General features: G+C 68.0%; 14 protein-coding genes and 1 pseudogene. 12 read left to right on the forward strand and 3 right to left on the reverse strand.

Annotation, left to right across the window (positions count from 1 at the left end; genetic code table 11):
- The first annotated feature begins 73 nt into the window (after positions 1-73).
- From AQJ54_RS41665 to AQJ54_RS41710, 10 genes are all read left to right on the forward strand, one after another.
- Positions 74-847: an IclR family transcriptional regulator gene (locus AQJ54_RS41665; protein WP_248844788.1), complete on the forward strand. Its 774-nt coding sequence runs from the start codon at positions 74-76 to the stop codon at positions 845-847.
- A 391-nt stretch (positions 848-1,238) separates the two neighbouring features.
- Entirely contained in the window at positions 1,239-2,720 is a 1,482-nt protein-coding gene (locus AQJ54_RS41670; RefSeq protein WP_062246705.1) for a carotenoid oxygenase family protein, read from the forward strand.
- A 5-nt stretch (positions 2,721-2,725) separates the two neighbouring features.
- On the forward strand, positions 2,726-3,106 hold the full coding sequence (locus tag AQJ54_RS41675; RefSeq protein WP_062020665.1) for a nuclear transport factor 2 family protein: 381 nt from the start codon (positions 2,726-2,728) through the stop codon (positions 3,104-3,106).
- Positions 3,107-3,199: 93 nt separating this feature from the next.
- A complete protein-coding gene (locus AQJ54_RS41680; RefSeq protein ID WP_079070301.1) occupies positions 3,200-4,456 on the forward strand; it encodes an MFS transporter in 1,257 nt (418 codons plus the stop codon).
- Between the two features lie 73 nt (positions 4,457-4,529).
- Entirely contained in the window at positions 4,530-6,056 is a 1,527-nt protein-coding gene (locus tag AQJ54_RS41685) for a FadR/GntR family transcriptional regulator (RefSeq protein ID WP_248845588.1), read from the forward strand.
- A 148-nt stretch (positions 6,057-6,204) separates the two neighbouring features.
- A complete protein-coding gene (locus tag AQJ54_RS41690; RefSeq protein WP_246090823.1) occupies positions 6,205-7,056 on the forward strand; it encodes a DUF8021 domain-containing protein in 852 nt (283 codons plus the stop codon).
- Positions 7,057-7,090: 34 nt separating this feature from the next.
- On the forward strand, positions 7,091-8,395 hold the full coding sequence (locus AQJ54_RS41695) for an acyl-CoA dehydrogenase family protein (protein ID WP_062246709.1): 1,305 nt from the start codon (positions 7,091-7,093) through the stop codon (positions 8,393-8,395).
- Positions 8,396-8,413: 18 nt separating this feature from the next.
- On the forward strand, positions 8,414-9,214 hold the full coding sequence (locus AQJ54_RS41700; protein WP_062019179.1) for an SDR family NAD(P)-dependent oxidoreductase: 801 nt from the start codon (positions 8,414-8,416) through the stop codon (positions 9,212-9,214).
- 30 nt (positions 9,215-9,244) lie between these two features.
- Positions 9,245-9,763, forward strand: coding sequence for a flavin reductase family protein (locus AQJ54_RS41705; RefSeq protein WP_062246711.1), 519 nt, complete (start codon positions 9,245-9,247; stop codon positions 9,761-9,763).
- Between the two features lie 67 nt (positions 9,764-9,830).
- Entirely contained in the window at positions 9,831-11,294 is a 1,464-nt protein-coding gene (locus AQJ54_RS41710; protein WP_062246713.1) for a benzaldehyde dehydrogenase, read from the forward strand.
- Between the two features lie 886 nt (positions 11,295-12,180).
- Here the strand turns inward: AQJ54_RS41710 and AQJ54_RS41720 are convergent.
- Entirely contained in the window at positions 12,181-12,459 is a 279-nt protein-coding gene (locus tag AQJ54_RS41720) for a hypothetical protein (RefSeq protein WP_248845589.1), read from the reverse strand.
- A 356-nt stretch (positions 12,460-12,815) separates the two neighbouring features.
- On the opposite strand from AQJ54_RS41720, the gene AQJ54_RS41725 reads away from it, so the two are divergent.
- Positions 12,816-14,174, forward strand: coding sequence for a Fic family protein (locus AQJ54_RS41725; RefSeq protein WP_062246718.1), 1,359 nt, complete (start codon positions 12,816-12,818; stop codon positions 14,172-14,174).
- Between the two features lie 314 nt (positions 14,175-14,488).
- Here the strand turns inward: AQJ54_RS41725 and AQJ54_RS44665 are convergent, their stop codons facing one another.
- Positions 14,489-15,397: a hypothetical protein gene (locus AQJ54_RS44665; RefSeq protein ID WP_079070302.1), complete on the reverse strand. Its 909-nt coding sequence runs from the start codon at positions 15,395-15,397 to the stop codon at positions 14,489-14,491.
- A 623-nt stretch (positions 15,398-16,020) separates the two neighbouring features.
- Between AQJ54_RS44665 and AQJ54_RS41735 the strand changes: the two genes are divergently transcribed.
- The gene (locus tag AQJ54_RS41735; RefSeq protein WP_062019186.1) at positions 16,021-16,674 is read left to right on the forward strand and encodes a hypothetical protein; all 654 of its coding nucleotides are present in this window, start codon (positions 16,021-16,023) and stop codon (positions 16,672-16,674) included.
- A 299-nt stretch (positions 16,675-16,973) separates the two neighbouring features.
- Here AQJ54_RS41735 and AQJ54_RS41740 read toward each other — a convergent pair.
- A pseudogene (locus tag AQJ54_RS41740) lies at positions 16,974-17,181 on the reverse strand (IS701 family transposase); the annotation flags it as partial.
- Positions 17,182-17,334 lie beyond the last annotated feature (153 nt).

The raw sequence follows: 17,334 nt of genomic DNA on the forward strand, positions 1-17,334 counted from the left end.
GGCGACCACGCGGCACCGCGGGGTCTCCACCGACCCACGCCCACCCACTAAAGTCTCTCGTATGTCAGGAAACATGTCTTCCAGCTACCGCGAGCGCAACTCCACGGCCGACCGGGCACTGGACATCCTGACCATGTTCGACGACGTTCATCTCGTCGTCTCCGGAGCCGCCGTGGCCGAGCGGCTCGGCGTGGCGCGATCCACCGCGTACCGCTACCTGCAGAGCCTGGTGGCCGGGCGTTTCCTCGAAGAAGCTCCCGGCGGCGGCTTCCGGCTCGGCCTACGAGTGCTGGAGATCGCCCGAGTGGCGCGCCGCAGTTACGGTCTCTCCGAGGTCGCGGTGCCGTCGATGGAATCGCTCGCCGAGGAGGTGCACGAAACCGTGCTGCTGACCCGGCGCACCGGTGACCTGGTGGTCTGCGTGGACCGCGCGGAAAGTGCCCGCGCGGTGCGGATCTCGTACGAGCGCGGCAGCGCCCTGCCGATCAACGCCGGCGCCTCCGCCCTCGTCCTGCTGGCCTGGAGCCCGGACGACGAAGCCCGCCGGCTGCTGGAAAACGCCGAACTGCGCCGCTTCACCTCGGCCACGCTCACCGACGTCGACGCCCTGATGGAACGACTCGGCCGGATCCGCCGCATCGGCTACTCCGTCACCCGGGGCGAACTGGATCCCGACGTGGTCGGCATCGCCGCCCCGATCCGGGACGAGAACAAGCAGGTGGTCGCGGCGGTCAGCGTGGCCGCCCTCGCCTCCCGGGTCTACCCGGAGGCGGAGACGGAGATCGCTCAGAAGGTCCTGGCCACCGCGCAGGAGATCAGCGAGCGGATGGCCGTCGTCGCGGGCTGACCCCTGGCCCTGCTCCGTCCGGGCACCAGCCCGTTGCGGGCGAGATGGACGACCCCGAAGGCCGGCGATTCGTCGGCGAGGCGATAGAAAGCGAATGTCGTCCTGCGCGCCGACGAATACATGACCACCGTCGCGCACAAAGAAACCACACAGATCACAGGGCAGACGCACAGCCGAACGGGGTTCGCGCGACAACCCTCGCCGGGGCCGTGGCGCAGATCAGAAACCCCCAGGTCAGCGGGCATGCGAGACGCTTGGTACCTGCCAACCGCCACCGAAAGCGGGATGCGGTGATTTCACCGTCTGGTTTGGGCAGCGACCGCATCCTACTGTCAGAAAACCGCAGCTCGTGGCGAAATTCTGCGCGACGGCAGTCAAAGGAGACGGCTTCATGGCAAAGACTTTTCCCCCCGAAATCACCATGGGAATGGACGAGCCGTGCCGGTTCGATATCGAGGTGTTCGATCTGGAGGTCCTCGAGGGCACGGTACCAGCGGACATCGACGGCCTGTTCGTCCAGGCGGTTCCCGACCAGGTGTATGTACCCGAGGTCCCGGTGCTGTGGCCGATGACCACCGCCGCGGGCGGGGACGGTGCAGTACGCGCATTCCGCATCAAGGACGGCTGCGTCGACTTCCGGACCCGCTATGTACGCACCGAGCGCTTCCTGCTCGAGCGCCAGGCCCGCCGATCCCTTTACGGGAATTACCGGGATCCGTACTCCGACGATCCGAGCGTCGCCGGCACGAGCCGTACGACGGCGAACACCGCCATCTACTTCCACGCCGGACGGATGCTGGCGTCGAAGGAAGACGGACTGCCGTACGAGATCGATCCCGTGACCCTCGAGACCCGCGGCGTCTGGGATGCGCACGGTGATATCACGAGTCTCACCTTCACGGCCCACCCCAAGTTCGACTCGGACACCGGCGAGATGTTCGGTTTCGGGTACGCCGCGAAAGGCGAGACCACACGCGACATCGCCTACTACGTGATCGATGCCTCCGGCAAGGTGATCCACGAGACCTGGTTCGAGGCACCGTACTCGGCCATGATCCACGATTGCGCGCTGACCGAGAACTTCATGCTCTTCCCGGTCATGCCCATCACCAGCGACCTCGACCGTCTGAAGGACGGCGGTCCGCACTTCGTGTACGACGGCGACCTTCCGCAGGTCTTCGGAGTCATCCCGCGCTTCGGTGATGCTTCCGAGGTGCGCTGGTTCCAGGCCCCGCCGGCCTTTCCCGGCCACACGATCAACGCCTACGAGGAGGACGGCGTCATCGTCTTCGACCTGTACGAGGCGGACGGCAACGGCTTCGCACCGGTCGTGCCCGACAAGAACGGCAGGCCGACACCGCCTGGCAGCGTCACCACACGGCACGTGCGCTGGCACATCGACTACCACACCGGCGAGGAGCGGCTTACCGAGCGGGAGGTGCTGGCAGTCGTCAACGGCGAAGGGCCGCACATCGACCCGCGCCGCGACTCGAAGCCGTACCGCCACGTCTTCGTGCCGACGCTCGACCGCGACAAGCTCGAGACCGACGTCAACGGCCGCCCCTACCCGGTGATGTTCAACCAGCTCAGCCACTTCGACCTGGAGGCCGGGACCCGTGACGACTGGTATCCCGGGCCGGCCGCGACGTTCCAGGACCCCGTGTACTTCACCAAATCCACCGAGTCCGCGGAGGACGACGGCTATCTGATCGCCACGCTCAATTGGCCGACAGAAAAGCGCAGCGAACTCGTCATCCTCGACACGCTCGACCTCGCCGGCGGGCCGATCGCCCGGCTGCGGCTTCCTGTACGCATGCGCCTCGGAATCCACTCGACGTGGATCGACGGCGCCCTCGTCCCCTCCTGGAGGTGATCACCATGTCCGGCGACCAGCCCAAGGACATCGTGCTCAAGATGATGTCACTCCTCGTCGATCCCTCGACCTCGGAACAGGCGCGTCAATACCTCACCGAGTCCTATGTCCAGCACAACCCCAACATCGACTCGGGCGCCGACGCGATCATCGAGTGGACGAAAACCGATCAGGCTCGCGAAGCACGGGAATCCATGCGTCCTGCGCCCGAGCCTCCGGTATTCGTCACCGAAGGAGACAAGGTCGTGATGATGCTCGCCCGGGACCTGCCCGACCCGGACGACCCGGGAAAGACCTACCGCTCCTACTGGTTCGACATGTGGCGGATCGAGGACGGCAAGCTCGCCGAGCACTGGGACGGCGCTCCCAAGGAAGCAGCAGAGTAGACGTCGGAGCCGGGCAATGACGCCCGGTCGCGAGAGGGTTTTCGAATGTCATCATATGCTCGCATATCCGCTACGATCGCCGCTTTCCTCTGTATGGCGTTCGGCATGTCGGCGATTTACGTCGGATCCCTGTCTGTCTTTCTCGGGCCGGTTTCGGCATCGATGGGCTGGGGCGTTTCCGTCTTCACCTTGGTTTTCACGGTGTCCGCCTACATCGGCGCCTTCAGCACTCCCTTCAGCGGGCGCCTGATCGACCGGGTGGGAGTGCGGATCCCGGTCACGATCGGTATCGCGATCTTCGCCCTGGGGCTGTTCGGCCTGTCCCGGATCCACTCAACCGGCTTCGTGTTCTGGGCATCCGCCGTCTGCATCGGCATCGGTGCCGCCCTGGCCGGGCCGGTGGCCCACGTGCGCGTCGTCTCCTCCTGGTGGGACACCAACCGGGCGCTCGCCCTCGGCCTGGTGGTCGCGGTGGCTCCCGCACTGTCGCAGTCCCTGGTCGCGCCGGTGACGCGATGGCTGATCGACGCATTCGGCTGGCGCACCGCCTACGAGATGCTGGCCGCCGCTGTCCTGGTCGTCGGATGCACATCGGCCCTGTTCTTCCTGAAGGTGCGGAGCGCGGATGCGGCCACGGACTCCCCGGCTGCCGCCACGCCGTCCCCGGCGGTCCTCGAAGGCGTGCCCGCGAAGCGGGCATACCGGTCCCGGACCTTCTGGACCCTGACGGTGGCGGAGTGCCTCGCGACGAGTTCGCTGATCGGCACGCAGGCGCACTTGGTGCACTGGTTCACCGGCCGCGGCGTCAACGGCGGCACGGCGACCTACCTGGTGTCCCTCATGGCGGTGGCCGGGATGGTCGGCGTGCTGTTCTCCGGCTCCCTCACCGACCGCATCAGGTCGCACCGCGTCGCCGCCGTGCTCTACACGCTGCCGGCGATCAGCCTGGCGCTGCTTCTCGCCGCCGGGAGCACCCTGTGGATGCTGGGCGTAGGAGTCGTCCTGATGGGATGCGCGCTGACCGCCGTGACACTCCTGCTGCCCTACCTGGTCACCCGGTACTTCGGGCTTCGGGCATCCGCCGAGATATTCGGCATCAGCCTCGCGTGCAGCATGCTCAGCATCGGAACCGGGCCCACGCTGATCGGCATAGGCTTCGACACCTCCGGCGGCTACACGCTCCCGATCTCACTCGCCGTGGCCGCCACCACCCTTTCCGCGCTGCTCATGTTCAGCCTCAAGCCGTACACCTACGCGGTGGTCAAGCCCGCTCCTCGCGATGCGCGCAGGACGCACACGGTCCCGGCCGTGACGGACACACGCCTCTCCGGACAGGAGGCGACCCCCTAGCGGCGGCGAGCCGCCGGCAACCGAGTGCGATCACGCCCGTCGCTCCGCCGCACCCCTGGAACTGAGGGAAGCGATGAACACAACCAGACACTCTCGCGGGCTCTCCGACAGCCCCGGCGGAGCACAGCGCTCCCGTACGACCGGAGCTACCGGAAACCCGCTGTCGGAGCTCTACTCCAGCGTGGTCGGTGACCAGGAGCGACTGACCAAGCTGCCTCTGGTCGTCTCCCGGGACATGGAGGAGCGCTTCATCCGCGACGGCTGGCCGGTCGGCAAGGTCTACGGCAGCGAGGCCGACCTGGCGGCGTACTACGGCGTCGGCCGGGACGTGATGCGGGAGGCCGTACGCGTGCTGGAGGCACGCGACGAGGTGCGGGTACGGCGCGGTCCGCAGGGCGGCATCGCGGTCGCCAGGCCGGGCGGCACACATCTGCTGGTCATGATCGGCGGTTACGCCTACCTCACCGGCCTGGGACTGCCTGACATCGTCGAGGCGTGGAGTGCCGTGCACATCAGTGCCGTACGCCTCATGGGCGACCGGTCACGGCAGGCCGGCGGAAGGCTGCCGGAGAGTCAGGCGGCGGACGACGGAGGGAGACCGGACACCGCCGGGCTGCTCGGGCGGTTCGCCGCCGAGGTGATCGGCGGAAGCGGCAGCGGTCCGCTGAAGTACTTCAACGACGTCCTGGCCCCGCTGCTGCCGCGGATGAGTACCGACCTGAGGGCCGACGCGCTGGCCCGCATACGGCAGCGGATCATCCATGATCTCGATCGCGGCCGTACGGAGGACGCCGTGCGTCGGGCACGTACGCTCTTCTGCGGCGCGGCGCGGGACACCCTCGCGCACGTCGCTCGGACAGGCGGCTGGCAGGGCACGTCGGTGCCGGAGCCACTCGAGCAGATGCGCATACCCGCGTTCGCGGCCGTGCGGCGGATGATGTCGGAGATCACGCCGCAGGAATGGGTACGAGGTCGGCCACTGGGCAACGAGTGGGAGCTGGCCGAACGGTTCGGCGTCGATCGCAGCGTCGTCCGCCAGGCGATCCGCATGATGGAGGACGCGGAGACGGCGGTCACGTTGCCCGGACGAGGACACGGCCTGGTGACCCGGTGCCCGAGCCCAGCCCCCCTGAGCCGTCAGGTCTGCGTATACCTCGCGTCGCACTCCGAACCGCCTGAGGGCGCCGCCCTGGCACTCGGCAGTCTCATGATCGAGATGGCCGAGATCGCCGCTCGGAAGACCGGTCCCCGCGATGCCGAGCTTTTCGAGGCGCTCTTCGATGAACTGCGGCAACTGACGAGTGCCGCACCGATAGCCAGCGTCCAGTTGATCGAACGGCTGCAGAACCGTCTTGCGCGCAACGCACTTCTGTCACTCTTCATCAATGGCATCAAGGCTTATGTGTCCTGGAGCATGAGCGAGGAGTTGCATGCGCCGTCCTGGGTCATCGAGTTCTTCGCCCAGTCCACACATGATGTCCTGCGGGCCATCGGCCGTCGTGACGCACCGGAAGCGGCCCGGCTTCAGGCCGTGAAACAGGAAATGCTCGCGAAGTACCGCCAAGCCGTGCTCGAAGGGCGGGGTCACGAGGTCCGGTGAATGTGGTGAGCCGCACCCCGCTCCTTTCCTGGTCGATAGCCTTCACGGACCCGAATCCGCCGTCTGGTTACCGGAAAGGCCGAGTCCTAGAGTAAAGCCACCTGGACCGATGGAAATTGTCCACGTGAAGTACAGGAGGCAGGCAGGAATGCGAACCCTGGCAAGTGGTGCCGGAATAGAACACGACTGGGAATCCGAGCGCGTCCTTTTCGGACACGGGGAGAGATTCCTGGACAGTCTGGTGGGTCACGATCCAGGCCTCGCGAGCCTCGCGCGCTCTTTCCGGGCAACAGAGAACGCCAGTGAGACCGCCCCGGGGCACGGGCTCTGGGCGACCGCCGAGGACTTCCTCGGCCTGCAGACCTTCGCCGATCCGGTCCAGGGCCAGCTCATGACCATGGGGGTCGTCGTCACAGCTGGACAACGCCGGCCGTTCGGCCTGCGACTGAAGGTCGTCGGGGACGAGGTGACCGAGGCAGAGGCCGTCATCAGTACCGATCCGAGCGGGCACTTCGCCGATGTGGACCAGCTGCTGGCACCCGACGTGCTCTACGACGCACCGGTTCCGCCCGACCGCGCCTGCGACCGGGACGGGCTGGTCCTCGCGGCGGACAGCTACTGGACCGCACTGCAGGAAAGCGACGGCAGCCTGGCTCGCTTCGGATACCGATGTGACCGTTACGACAACGGCAAGAAGGTGACGAACACCCTCACCACTCTGCTGTCTCCGGACGCCACCGTGCACACCGTCGCGAGCTGCCTGAACAACACCCGAGGCGCCAGGCCGAAGGCCCGTGGGCGTCGCTGTCCCGTTGTCGACGTGGCCCGCGGAATCGCGGCAAGTGTGGTCGTCGTCGACTTCCACCCCGTCCCCGGAAGCCCGCGTCCCGACAACGGCTCCTTTTACATGATGGCCCTCTTCAAAGTGGTCGACAACGAAATACGCAGTATCGACGAAATACGAGAAATCCTGCCGCTCGGCACAGCATCGGCCTGGTGAGCGAAGGGATATGCATATGAAAGAGGCGCCAGCTATGAGTGAACCAGGGTCCATCCACGAGTCGCCGTTCACGACACCGGAGGGGCGCCGCATCCGTGACGCCGTGCGGGCAGCGGTACCCCTGATCCGGGAGAATGCCCCGGAAGGCGAGAAAATCGGCTGTCTGCCGTCGCCCACACTCGATGCGCTGCACGACGCCGGAGCGTTCCAGGCCTCAGTGCCGAAGGAATTCGGCGGCTACGCCCTGGGGGCGCGCGATCTGGCCGAAATCGTCAGCGCGGCGGCGAGCGGCGACGGATCGGCGGGCTGGACCACCATGATCGCGAGCGGGTTCACGCGGGTCATGCTCACCTTCCCGCAGGAGACGGTCACCGAGGTCTACGCACGCGCTCCGCAGTGGCCGGGGCCGGTCGTGGCAAGCGCCTCGTTGTTCTCGGAGAGGATTCAGAAGGCCCGCCCGGTTCCGGGCGGCTACCTGATCGAGGCCGGGAACAAGTGGGGTTTCGGCAGCGGCTCCAAGCACGCCGCCTATCTGGTCGTCGGCATCGAGGTGGAAACCGCCCCTGGCACCACGACACGCGCGATGGCACTGCTGGAGAGGGGCCAGTACGAGATCGTCGACGACTGGCACGTCATGGGACTGTCCGGTTCGTCCAGCAACAGCGTCACGACACCTGCGGAAGTCTTCGTCCCCGAACGGCGCGTCGCGGATCTCGCCGGTATGCCGGGGCGTCTGGACGGCCTGCACCAACGCTACGCGGGGCTGGGCTTCGCCCTCGACGCCCGAGGCCTGATGCTCATCGTGGCCATGGAGACCATGGCCGTCGTCCTGGGAATGGCCAAGGGCGCCTTCGACTGCTTCGTCGACCAGAGCCGGCGCAAGAAGCCTTTCAACCTCCCCTACGACACACTGGCCGCCACTCCGTCGGTGCAGGTCGTCGCGGGCAAGGCGCGCGCCATGATCAACGCGGCGGAAAGCCTGCTGTTCGGCCGCGCGGACCACATCGACCGCAAGGCACGCGACGGGCAGCCGTTCACGGCTGCCGAGGAGTCCGAGATCACCATGGACTTCGTGCACGCCGGCAATGTCTGTGGTGCCGCCATCGACGCGATACAGATCGCGCTCGGCTCGTCCACGGTCAGTCTGCGCAACCCGATTCAGCGCTTCGCACGCGATGCGCGGGTGGCGTTGACCCACGGCTCCACCCGGCTCGACCCGGCGGCGGAGATCAGCGGACGGCATCTCATGGGACAGACACCGTTCACCGACGGCATGGCGGCCGTGCCCGGAGTGGCCAAGGCCGCAGAGGCCCCGCGCATCGTCGAACCCGTCGCTTGAGCTCGACCAGGAGACACCATGAACCTTGAACTGAACGGCAAGCGAGTCCTTGTCACCGGCAGCAGCTCGGGCATCGGCACCAGCATCGCGCGCGCACTGGCCGACGAGGGCGCCCACGTGGTCGTGCACGGCCGGAACGGGGAGCGCACGTCCAAGATCGCGGCGATGATCCGGGAGAACGGTGGTCAGGCCGACGAGGTGCTCGGCGACCTCACGGACCCCGACCAGGTCGACGCCGTCTGTCGGCAGCTGCTCGACTCCGGCGGCGTGGACATCCTGGTCAACAACGCGGGTGGACGTCATGGAGGTTGGGAGCGCGACGGCTGGTTCGGGACCTCGCCCGACAACTGGCTCGAGACGTACAAGCTGAACGTGATCTCGACCGCAGCCCTGGTCAACAGCCTGGTACCCGCCATGAGGGAGCGCGGCTGGGGACGTGTCATCCAGATCGCCAGCGCCGTCGCCCTGCACCAACCGCCCAACTTCCCCGACTACCAGGCGGCCAAGGCAGCGGAGATCAACATGACCCGCAGCCTGTCCCGCGGCCTGGCCGGAACCGGCATCACGGCCAACTGCATCAGTGCCGGCATCATCCACACGCCGGGCTCCGCCGCGGAACTCGCCGCCATCGCAGCCGAATTGCAGCTGGAGGGCGGGTGGCAGGCGCACGAGCGCCACATCGCCGTCGAGGTGTTCCGCCAGACCGCCGGCCGCATCGGCAGGCCGGAGGACATCGCCGCCGCCGTCTGCTACTTGGCCAGCCCCCGCGCCGACTTCGTGACCGGCGTCAACCTGGTCATCGACGGCGGCATCAACTGAACCGCTCAGGCGGCGAGGAGAGAAGGGTCGATGCAAGCATCCCAGGAGACGCCCGAAGAGCTGCGCCACGCGTTCGGTCACCTGCCCTCCGGAGTGGTCGCGGTCTGCGCCCTCGTGGGCGGCCGGCCCGTCGGGATGGCGGCGAGCTCGTTCGTGCCGGTCTCTTTGAAACCGCCGTTGGTGTCGTTCTGTGCCGCACGCACTTCCCGCACGTGGGAGGCGCTGCGCCAGGCGCCGAGCCTCGGTGTCAGCGTGCTCGCCGAGGACCACGGGACCCTGTGCCGGGCGCTCGCCTCCTCGGCGGAGGACCGTTTCGCGGATGTCCGATGGGAGGCCGGGGAATCCGGCGCGGTCTTCCTGCCGGGCACGGTGCTGTGGTTGGAATGCGCGCTGGACTCCGAAGTCGAGGCGGGCGACCACGTGATCGCCGTACTACGGCTACGCGGAACCGCATTGTTTCCGCAGGTGAGGCCGTTGGTGTTCCACCAAGGGCACTTCGAGCGACTCGACTCGTCCCAGCCCCCCGCCCGGAGTCATGCTTCGGCGTGACCGACGGTCGGCGGTGTCAATCGCGGCAGCGGCTGACCTCCCATCACCTTACGAGGAGCAGAACATCATGACGTTTCTGGAAGCAGGCACCTGGTCGGAACGGATCTTCTCCGGCGAGTGGATCAAGGGTTCGGGCGAGTCGTACGACGCGCTCGAGCCGGCGACCGGCGAGACGCTGGCGCGTGTCGGTGCGGCCACGCCCGACGACCTGGGCCGGGCCGTGGAGCAGGCGGTACGGGCACAACAGCAGTGGGCGGCGCTGCCGTACGTCGAACGGGCACAGGTCCTGCGGCGTGCTGCGCACCTGTTCGAAGAGCATCACTCCGAGATCGCCGACTGGATCGTGCGGGAGTCGGGGGCGCTGAGGGCATTCGCAGACTTCCAGACCTCCAACGGGGCAGCGGAGGAGTGCTACGAAGCCGCGGCGTTGTCGGCGGCGCCGTTCGGGGAGATGCTCCGCTCCGTGGAGGACCGTCTGTCGTTCTCCCGCCGGCGGCCGGTCGGCGTTGTCGGTGTGATCTCCCCGTTCAACGCACCGATGGTGCTGGCGATGCGGGCGGTGGCTCCGGCGCTGGCTCTGGGAAACGCCGTCGTCCTCAAGCCCGACCCCCGGACCGCGATCTGCGGCGGTGTGGTGATCGCGAGGGTTTTCGAGGAGGCGGGACTCCCCAGCGGCGTGCTGCACGTACTGCCGGGGGGAGCAGATGTGGGCGCGGCACTGGTGGATCACCCCCAGGTGCCCGTGATCGCGTTCACCGGATCCACGCGGGCCGGAAAGGCGATCGCGGCAGCGGCGACGCGGCATCTGAAGCGCGTTCACCTCGAGCTGGGGGGCAACTCGGCGCTGATCGTCCTGGACGACGTGGATGTGGAGAAGGCCGCGTCCGCAGGAGCGTTCGGCTCCTTCCACCACGCGGGGCAGATCTGCATGGCCTCCAGCAGGCATCTCGTGCACGCGTCGATCGCCGAGGAGTATGTCGAGTCGCTGGCCCGGCGGGCGAATGCCGTGACCGTGGGAGACCCGGCGAGGGACGAGGTGGCAGTTGGCCCCATGATCGACGAGCAGCAGCTGCAGGCCGCGCACTCTGTCGTCAACGACACCGTGGCGGCAGGCGCTCGGCTCGTGGCAGGTGGCACTTACGAGGGCCTTCTGTACCGGCCGACCGTGCTGACCGACGTCCCCTTGACCGCACGCGCCTACCAGGAGGAGATATTCGGCCCGGTCGCCCCCGTGGTGCCCTTCCACGATCTGGAAGAGGCGGTGAGACTGGCCACCGGAACCGAGTACGGACTCTCGCTGGGCGTGCTGACCCGGGACATCGCCAAGGGGCTGGCACTGGCCGAACGCATTCCCACCGGGCTCGTGCACATCAACGACCAGACGGTCAACGACGAGGCCACCGTGCCGTTCGGCGGGCGCGGCGACTCCGGCAACGGTTCCCGTCACGGCGGCGCCACCGCGAACCTCGAGGCCTTCACCGAGCAGCAGTGGGTCACCGTCCGGGGCGACATCCCCGCCTACCCCTTCTGATTCCAGGGTGCCCCGGCGTAGAGCTCAGGCCACAGGTTGGCGGGATCGCGGGGCACGCCGCCGAGTTGGAGGGGGGGACGAGGTGGTCTTCCTCGGGGTCGGCGAGTCGGTGTCGCAGTAGGCGTAGGCGTAGGCGTAGGCGTAGGCGATGATGCCCTGGGCCACTGGCCGAACGACGAGAGCCGCACCTTCCACCGCCTCTACACGTCGTACGCAGTTCCGGCGGTCAACCATCCGGCGCTCGCCGCCCAGCCCTTCGTCAGGAACTCGGATGCCGCCGAGAACGCCTCGACCGAGGTCCTGCGAAAGGCACGGGAAGCGGCACTGCTCGAGCCCGGTGTGTCCTTGCCGGCCCGCCGTCCCAACAGCAGCCGGTCTGGTCGCTTCGCGACGGCGAGCTGGCCCTGCCCGGATGGCAGGATGCTCCTGTCGACGGTGTCGGCTGAGGACACCGCGGATCACGGGCCGAAGTGTCCGGCTGCAGATTGTGAGCCTCATCCACTCGGCTGCCGCATCCTCAGCCTGCGGCTGATCGTGCTGGTCGCTGCCGTCAGCACCGCGCCCTGGCCGGTGTGACTACTTCACCCCGCCGCCTTGGGCGAGAGCGGCCGGCTCTCGCTCAAGGCAGTGCCGGCGCACTGTCCGAACCGGACGCACTCGCTGAGCCTGTGCGTTCCCTTCGTGCACGTCTCCCCTGCAGCCGCCAGACCACCAGCTGGCCCGGCATCCGGAGCACGACCGCAGTCCGCGACTGCCGGACTCTCGCAGCCGTGAACCTCTGGGGTTGTCGAAGGCCATCGCAACCGCATCAAGATGCTGAAGCGCCAGATATTCGACCGCGCCAGCCTTACGCAAGCTCGTCCGGCTCTACTCCCGTAAGCGCTGCTCACAACTCATCATCGACCAGCCCGAACCCTTCCGGGAACTCGTCCAGGAACTCGCGACGAGCCGAATCGGTCTCGGCGGCTGCCATCTCCCCAACCAGCGCAACCAGTTCCTGCCGCTGATCATCAGGCAGCGTACTGAGCGTGTGGGCGACGCCCTCCATCACCTTGACCGCATCGTCCTGATCCATCTGCTCATCCTCGCTGCCCTCGATGAACCACAGGACATCGACAAGTGCCTCGGCCAAGACGCGAGTCACGGACGGATACGAAGACGTCATGATGGTCTCCCAGCAGATCAAGGGGCAAAGTCCAGCCATCCGATCACAGACCACTGACAACGCCAGCTGTAAGCCCCCACAGGAATCGCAACCAGAGCCCCCAGAAGCGAACCAAGCACCCCAGCAGCTGACGATGCGGGTCGCGCACGCGTCAGAGCGGAGCCAGCTGAGCACGGTGCACGCCGGCGCGAGTGCCGCAGCGAGCTTGCGTGTCCGGCTACCCGACGTTGGCCGGGTCCGGCGCGCCCCAGGGACGGCGCCCCCTTCCCCGGCGTTCGGCGCCGCCCGCGCCCTGCTTCCTTCGGACCCTGCAATATCCGTTTGAACTGCCGTCGGCTGGAAGGCAGGCTTGCGCGGTGATTGTCGAGCTGGCCCCCCGCTTCCTGACCTGGGACGATGTCGATCCCGCCCAACACTTCTTCGATAGCGCGTCAGCACCGAAGGCAGTGCGGTCGCTTGGTGCCGCCCGGAAGGTGCCCAGCCCCTCCGATGACCCAGAGTTGAGGGACTGGAGCTGGAGCGAGGGACGGCCCTGGGCCGACGCCATGTCGCAGGCCCTGGCCGAGCACTACGGCCGCTGGGCGGTGGGCTGGCGCTGGGCGCATGACGAAGGTGACTTCGACGGAGGACCCGTCGGGAACTGGTGCTGCGCACCGCACTCGATCACCACTCCTGAGGAAACGCTCACGCGTGTGGTTGCGGCGCTGCGCGAATGGCGCGAGTGGCTGGAGAGTCTCGCCGGGTGGTTCGACGAGTACCCCCTGGACCTGGCCGGCATCGAGGACCAGCGGATTCTGTGGGAGCGTGCCGCCCGGAACCTCATCCTGCAGGTGACCGACCGCACCGGCTGCGGCAGCGGCTGGCACGGGCACTGCCGTCAAGTGCTCACCTGGTTCCTCAGCCGCTGGGGCGTCGCGCCCGACCGCGCACAGAAACTGGTCGACGAGGCTGTCGGCGGGAGGTTCGCGAGCTGGACCTGCCCCGACACAGTGCTGGTTGACGACGTCGCGGAGGAGCTGGCGATGTCGCTGCGGCCAGACGACGGCACACAATCGGCCGGCCCCGCAGCGGACCATCTCGAGCGCTGGCTCGCGGTGCGTGCGGCAGTGCCCTGGCGGGACGCGCCGGGCGGCGGTGGGGACGGGCCGGTGGCTCCCTCGCGCGACGGGGCGGCTGACGACATACGTGCCTTCGACGGCGCGTTGGATCCCGACCGCGCACGGGGCATGCTTGCCGCACTGGATCTGCTGCGGGCCGATGCGGCACACGGCGCCCTGCTCGATTTCGAACGGCTCCAGCGCTGGCAGCAGCATGTTCTGGGCACACCGCAGCCGCCACCGTTCCGCGACCTGCCGGCCTTCGCCAAGGGAGGCCGGGAACGCTACGGCATCGGTCCGGACACACGAGCCCGCCTGGACGCCTGCCTGGCCGAGAGCGCGCGCCGGACTGGGCAGCTCCTCCCCCTTACTGCCCGGGCCGCACGGGCCTATCTCGACGTGTGCTTCTTCCATCCCTTCGACGACGGCAATGCCCGGTCCGCCTTCCTCGCGCTCGTTTTCGTCCTCGCTCGCGAAGGCGTTGCGCTCGACGGGGTCAGCCTGCTGCGCCGCGTCACCTTCCAGGCCGATGAGCCGGAGGACGCAGTGATCCTCACTCGGTACATCGACATCCACCTCGCGGAGACCCGACGCAACAGCGCCTCCCCCGCCTCCTAGCGGAAGCCATGACCATGAGAAATTTGGCTGCACGCATACCACTGCGTCGCCGAACCGATCCTGGCCTGGGGCGCAGTGGCGAGATCGCCGTAGACCATCGCTCCGCCGTGGAGGACGCTCTCCACGCGGACGGTCCCACGCACGTCCCCGACGCGTAGACAGGTGTCCGCGACCAGGTCGTCCTCCTATCTCGATGCTCCGGCGCACGTCCATCACGATCCCGGGCCGTGCTGGCCCACTCGGCGGCCTGGCGTGCCAGGCGGTGGCGTCGGGACCGCCGGTTGCGAAAGGCGGTGGCAGCTGAATTGATTCGCTCAGCCTCTGCCCTTCTTTGCTTGGTGCCGTGTCTGTTCGGCGAGCTCCTGGGCGTGAGCGGCGGTCTCCGTCGCCCGGCGCCGAGCTTCGCGGACAGTCCGGTCGACGGCCCGTACGTGATCGTGGCCCTTGCGAGCAGCCTCGCGGGTCCGCTGCTGCTCGCGTTCGGCGTCCTGAAGCTGCTGGGACAGGTCGGTGACACGCTGTTCGGCCAGTTCCTGATCTTCCTCAGCGCGGCGCTGCTCCTCCTGCGCGGCAGCCAGCTCGCCCTCACGGTCGTGCAGCTCTTGCTCGGCATCGGCGGCCTGTCGGCGGGCCCGTTCCAGGCGCTCCTGCTGCTCGCGGCGCCGGGCGCTTTCGGCATTCAGAGCGGCCGCCTCGCCGGCGGGCCTGGTGCGACGGGCAGCGGCGGCCGGGGCACGCTGTACGGAAAGGGCGGGGAAGCCGGTAGGGGCGGCCAGCGGCTTGGCCAGACGACCCCTCGCCCACTGCTCGGCGGCCTCGGGGTCTGCCAGTGCTGCGTGCAGGGTGTCCTGGACCTGTTGCCGCATGTCGTCGCTGAGGCGTTGTCCGGCCCGTGCCGTCAGCTGGCCGGCCTGCCGGGCCAGAGCGAACGTGACCTGATGCTGCTGTGCCGACAGCTCGCGCAGCTGATCGCCGTCCAGATCCTGGTGGGCCTGGCGCAGCCCCTCCCCCAGCCGTAGCAACCGCTGCACCTCATCCGGCTCTTCACGCACCAGCAGGTTGCTGGCCCACGCTGCCAGGGTGGGGCGAGGCAGCCGACGGATCTGCTCGGCCAGCTCCCGGTCACCGGCAGCCCGCGCCGCCTTGGCCCGCTCGCCCCGGACAGCCGTGAAGTCGCCCGGAGCGAGGGCGTACAGCTCATCCGCAACAGCGTCCAGATCCACCCTTACCTCCCGCCAGCACCTCCGTGCCTCTTGAGTTTGCCATCATTTGTTCCGACATGATCACATACGGGTGCGGGCGGGCAATCAGGCATCGTAAAAGGCATGAGGGCATCAAGGTGACCCGGACACTGCCGGAGCCGATAATCACCTCCCTGTCCAACCCTGATCTGCGGCCTGGCTGGGCGGGCGAGCCCACGTAGGACGGAATCCTGGCTCGCGTCTCCGTTGCGGTGGGCCAGCGACGCTGCGCTCCAGGCGCGGCAGCGACCGCGGTGGACGGCGAGCTGGTCGTATGTGACGCGTCGGCCACTTCGCATTGGAGCAGCTGCAGAACCGGCTCGCCCGCCGCGGTGCCACAGCGGCCCTCGCGGCACAGGAGAGGCCGGCCCACTTCGTAACCGGAGCACGTACGGGTTCCGGAGTGGCGAGCTGCGGGAGAAACGCCCTAAGTCATCAGGTCAACGGGGCCTGTTCGACTCGTCACCCGATGGCGTGAGATTCCTGCGATTACTGTTCTGCGAGTAAAGGCCCTAGTCTGCGGATCCGTGGAGGAATCGGAAACTCGTCGCCTGGCGCTCTTGCCGCCGCATGCCCGACACAACGAGGATCCACTAAGCCCCGGGATGCCTCTGGCCGATGTCTTCACGCTGCACGGGCGGCGGTCGGCGTCGTCGGATCCGGCGGACGAGCAAGCGTTCTTCCTGGACGTGCTGGCCGAGTACCAGTGGGCCAGGGACGCCGTCGGGCTGATGCCGGGCACCATCGACAAGCTCGTGAAGCCGGTGATCGAGCTGTGCGATCACTACGCAACGGTCCCCTGGCGGATCGAGCCGAAGCACCTGGACCGGTACTTCGCGGGCGTGGGCAAGCGGGCGCGGTCCACGGTGCGAGCGAAGATCACCAACATCGACGGCTTCTACGCGTTCCTTGAACAGCGGTACGCCGGGGAGATCAGTCGCCTGTTCGGCGCCGTGGTCGAGTCGCCCGTCGATCCGTTCAACCGGCCACGCCACCGTGGGGACTTCGGCCTGCGCGTGCCGCCGTCGCAGCGGGCGATGACCGACTTCTTCGCGCGGTGGCGCAAGGCTCTGCCTGCCCCGCGGAAGGAGGCAGTAGCCTGCCGCGACTACGTGATGGCGAAGATCGCGTACCTGTCTGGGGTGCGGGCCGGGCCTCCGAGCTGTGCGGCGTGGGTCTCGGACGTGCACTGGGAGTCCGGGCAGTGGGGCCGGTTCATCGTCGAGGGCAAGGACGCACGCGGTTTGGGGCCCCGGTAACGCGAGGCGTTCTTGTTCCAGCAGGGCCGTGAGCTGCTGTGGTGGTACGTCGAAGAGGTCCGCGGGATGTTCAGGGACGACCCAGAGCACCCTCTGGCCCCCTGTTCCCGTCCGAGCGGGTGCCGGGCGCGGTGGCGGCTCTCAACATGCCGATCTCGCCCGCGCTCGTGCCGGCCACGTTCCGGCGTGCCTTGAAGACGGCGTCCCGGCTGCACCTTCCGGGGGCCGGACGCCGAGCTGTACCCGCACCTGCTGCATCACGCCTGCGCGACGCACAACGGGCTCCCACTTCGATCCGGCGAGGAAGTGCTGCAGGCCGTCGGGGGTGGAGTGCCCGGCCTGTTCGGCCAGCTGCCAGCTGTTCTTGCGGGCCACCGGGGCGAGCGGACCACGCACGTAGTCCCGCATGCGGCGGCGGAGTTCGACTCGGCCGAAGCGGTGCCCGATGGTCAGGAAGAGATCGTCCAGTTCGAGGTCCCACTGCGCGGTGGCAGACTCGGTGATCACTCTCGGAGGCTGCCCCGCCGCTGTCACTACCTGCGGCGTTGCCGCACGATCGCGGGGCGGTCTCCGTGAGACCGCCCCCGCACGATCGAAGTCCCGCTACACTCCCGCCACCCGGCGAAAAGGCCAGGTCAGACAGCGAAATCCTGCTGGAGT

Origin of the sequence: Streptomyces griseorubiginosus (assembly GCF_001514195.1) — a bacterium.
GTDB classification, from domain to species: Bacteria; Actinomycetota; Actinomycetes; order Streptomycetales; family Streptomycetaceae; genus Streptomyces; species Streptomyces griseorubiginosus.

What these genes read in the sequence shown, in the direction of transcription:
- AQJ54_RS41665 (WP_248844788.1), top strand. Translation starts at nt 74, where the DNA reads ATGTCTTCCAGCTACCGCGAGCGCAACTCCACGGCCGACCGGGCACTG.
- AQJ54_RS41670 (WP_062246705.1), top strand. Translation starts at nt 1,239, where the DNA reads ATGGCAAAGACTTTTCCCCCCGAAATCACCATGGGAATGGACGAGCCG.
- AQJ54_RS41675 (WP_062020665.1), top strand. Translation starts at nt 2,726, where the DNA reads ATGTCCGGCGACCAGCCCAAGGACATCGTGCTCAAGATGATGTCACTC.
- AQJ54_RS41680 (WP_079070301.1), top strand. Translation starts at nt 3,200, where the DNA reads ATGGCGTTCGGCATGTCGGCGATTTACGTCGGATCCCTGTCTGTCTTT.
- AQJ54_RS41685 (WP_248845588.1), top strand. Translation starts at nt 4,530, where the DNA reads ATGAACACAACCAGACACTCTCGCGGGCTCTCCGACAGCCCCGGCGGA.
- AQJ54_RS41690 (WP_246090823.1), top strand. Translation starts at nt 6,205, where the DNA reads ATGCGAACCCTGGCAAGTGGTGCCGGAATAGAACACGACTGGGAATCC.
- AQJ54_RS41695 (WP_062246709.1), top strand. Translation starts at nt 7,091, where the DNA reads ATGAGTGAACCAGGGTCCATCCACGAGTCGCCGTTCACGACACCGGAG.
- AQJ54_RS41700 (WP_062019179.1), top strand. Translation starts at nt 8,414, where the DNA reads ATGAACCTTGAACTGAACGGCAAGCGAGTCCTTGTCACCGGCAGCAGC.
- AQJ54_RS41705 (WP_062246711.1), top strand. Translation starts at nt 9,245, where the DNA reads ATGCAAGCATCCCAGGAGACGCCCGAAGAGCTGCGCCACGCGTTCGGT.
- AQJ54_RS41710 (WP_062246713.1), top strand. Translation starts at nt 9,831, where the DNA reads ATGACGTTTCTGGAAGCAGGCACCTGGTCGGAACGGATCTTCTCCGGC.
- AQJ54_RS41720 (WP_248845589.1), bottom strand. Translation starts at nt 12,459, where the DNA reads ATGACGTCTTCGTATCCGTCCGTGACTCGCGTCTTGGCCGAGGCACTT.
- AQJ54_RS41735 (WP_062019186.1), top strand. Translation starts at nt 16,021, where the DNA reads ATGCCTCTGGCCGATGTCTTCACGCTGCACGGGCGGCGGTCGGCGTCG.